Below are 2,447 nucleotides of genomic sequence, written 5' to 3'. Positions count from 1 at the left end.
GCTGCAGGCGGCCGACCACGCAGACCCGGGCCCGCACGACACGCTCACGCGCGACAACGATCCCGCGCCGGGCGCGGTGCGCGAGCGGATGCAGGTGCCCGGCGCCGAGCCGACGCTGGCCGCGCGCGCCTTCGAGGCGGCCGCGGCGGCGAACACGGGGGAAGTGCGGGACATGACGCCGGCGCAGAAGGGCGACTTCTTCGCCTGGCGCCAGAACTTCCGCGAGGACGGCGCCGGCACGCCGCTGGCGAAGACGCGCGAGCGCCTGCACAAGTTCACCGGCAAGACACTCGATCGCGCCGCCGAGAACCGCTGGAAGACCTTCGCCGCGCGCGCGGTCGGCAAGCATCGCTCGCCGGTGGCGGCGCTGCGCAGCGGCACGGCCGACGTCACGCGTCCCACCATCGCCAAGGAGCTCAAGGCGCTCAAGGCGGTGGCCGAGCATCGCGGCGCGCTGATGGACCAGCCGATGATGCAGCCGCGCGCCACGCTCGCGCATGCGCACGCCCCGCACTCGCTGGTCGAGCTGGCCGCGCTGCACGTCTGGTTCGAGCACGGCGGCTTTCCGACCGGCAAGCCCGACGCGGCGCAGATGAAGCAGATCGTCGCCAAGGCCAACAGCCTGCGCGACGATCTCGCCAAGACCGACCTGTCCGACTCACCGGCCGACGCCGAGGCGCGCGACAAGCTGCTGGCCGACACGGCCTCGTGGGGCGGCAAGGACGCGCAGAAGCACGAGGCCTTCACCGCGCTGAACCAGGCGCCGTTCAACCTGGAGCGGATCACCAACTGGGCGCAGCGCGCCGATGTCGAGAATCCCGAGTTCGTCGCCGCGCTCGACACGCTGCGCGGCGACGCCAAGAACCTGCCTCATACGGTGGCCAAGCCGCAGCGCCAGGAGGTGGTCAAGGCGATGTCGCAGGTGGTCAGGGAACTCCCGTCGGGGGCCCGGCTGCGCATGCAGGACGGCAACCGCTTCGGCGCCAGCACGCGCGGGCTGTCGGCCAACGTCGGCAAGCTGCTGAACGTGCATGGCGTGCCGCTCTCGCCGCGCGTGGACCTGCGCGCCACCGGCAATCGCACCGCGATGGTCGAGCTGGGGCGCAGCAACTACGGCGCCGAGATCTTCATGGGCACGGCCAGGAGCGTCAGCACGCAGGCCGGGCTCGGGGTGCGCGTGGGCTACGACTTCGACGTCGGGCTGAGCTACGTGCGCGCCGGCGTGACCGCGCAGGCGGTGCTGCACCAGCACGAGCGCAACGAGCCGAGCGGGGTGTCGCTGCGCGTGACGCGTCGCGTCAAGGAAGACGGCAGCAACTTCGACGACAAGACGCTCGAGAAGAAATACGCGGCGGTGTTCGACCACCTGGTCGAGAGCTCGGCCCAGGCGAAGACCGGCACCGCCGGCGACACCTGGAACCGGCTCGCCGACAAGTTCATCGAGGATCCGGACATCTCGGTCGGCTGGACCGACGGCATCGACGACACCACCCGGCGCGGCGCCTCGGTCGACGTCGGCGTCTACGGCGGCATCCCGCACTCGCCGCTGACCGCCGGCTTCGGCCTGGGCGTCGGCTACGCGTCGACGCGCGACCACACGCGCGAGGTGCACGACGACGGCGGCTCGCTGCAGATCGAGCAGCACCGCTCGGGCGGCGGCTCGCAATGGGTGGCGCGCCTCACCGGCGGGCTGAGCGGCTCGGTGCCGGTCGGCCACAAGCCGCATACGGTCGGCGTGGGCGTCAGCTCGCTCGACACGCCCTCGGCCAACCTCGCGCTCAGCGACTCGGGCGTCGAGTCGCGCGTGCAGATCGCGCGCGACAACGGTGTGCTGATGCCGCGCTCGTGCATCATCGACGTCGAGTACAAGTCGACCAAGACCTTCACGCACGCGGTGGACATGCAGCGCGGCGCCTGGCGCGATCTCTACGCGCTCGACCACTTCAAGAAGAACCGCATCGACATCGACCAGGCCACGCCCGAACAATGGGATGCGGCCCACCAGGCGGCGGACAGGAAGATCGATACCCTGCTCGGCGACATCCGCGGCAACGCGGCGCCGAACCAGACCTACTTCCACCGCTTCCGCCTGCGCAACGACGCGGCCCGGAAGATCGACGCGCTGGCCGCCGCCGATGCCGCGATGGGCAAACCCAGCGCCGCCGCCGCGCGGAAGATCGACGAGATCATGACGGATCCGGCCTCGTGGATCGCCTCGGACCTCAAGGTCAAGGAGTCGAACGCGACCACCACGCGCGTGGGCCTGAACGCGGCGATCCATCTCAGTTCGGTCACCCAGGTATCGGGCGAGCACGAGATCGTTTCGGAAAGCGCCGATTTCGCCCAGCTCGACAAGCTCGAGCGGTACCAGGCCAGGCTCGCGGCGGCGCAGCCGGCCGCGCCGGTGGCTGCGCCCGTGCTGGATCCGGCCGCGCTGCCGCGCCAGC

At 71.2% G+C, this 2,447-nt stretch carries 1 pseudogene; it reads left to right on the top strand.

Annotation, left to right across the window (positions count from 1 at the left end):
- A pseudogene (locus F3J18_RS36685) lies at positions 1-2,447 on the top strand (autotransporter); the annotation flags it as partial.

The sequence above is a fragment of the Burkholderia sp. Ax-1720 genome (genome assembly GCF_011753035.1).
GTDB lineage: Bacteria > Pseudomonadota > Gammaproteobacteria > Burkholderiales > Burkholderiaceae > Burkholderia > Burkholderia gladioli.
This window is presented reverse-complemented; position numbering and strand designations above follow the sequence as displayed.